We start from the raw sequence: 257 nt of genomic DNA, 5'->3' as shown, positions 1-257 counted from the left end.
AGCCTCGACAACAAGACCGGCAGCCCATGGCTGGAGGGCCAGTCCGAGGCCTACATGAAAGCGCAGCTCCAGGCTTTCGCCTCCGGCGAACGGCGCAACGACATCAGCCAGCAAATGCGCAACGTCGCGCGCGCGATGACGCCGCAGGAGATCGAGCAGGCCGCGGCGTACTATGCTTCTCAGCCGCCGGATGTGGTGAAGGCGGTGGATTGATCGTTTAGCGCACCGGCCTCTCCACCGTCATTGCGAGGAGCCCT

At 64.6% G+C, this 257-nt stretch carries 1 protein-coding gene; it reads left to right on the top strand.

The features are described from left to right. On the top strand, positions 1-213 hold a 213-nt coding region (locus IC50_RS29590; RefSeq protein WP_035713127.1), incomplete at its 5' end, for a cytochrome c. Positions 214-257 lie beyond the last annotated feature (44 nt).

The sequence above is a fragment of the Bradyrhizobium genomosp. I (2014) genome (assembly GCF_000261685.1).
In the GTDB taxonomy this organism is placed as follows: Bacteria; Pseudomonadota; Alphaproteobacteria; order Rhizobiales; family Xanthobacteraceae; genus Bradyrhizobium.
This window is presented reverse-complemented; position numbering and strand designations above follow the sequence as displayed.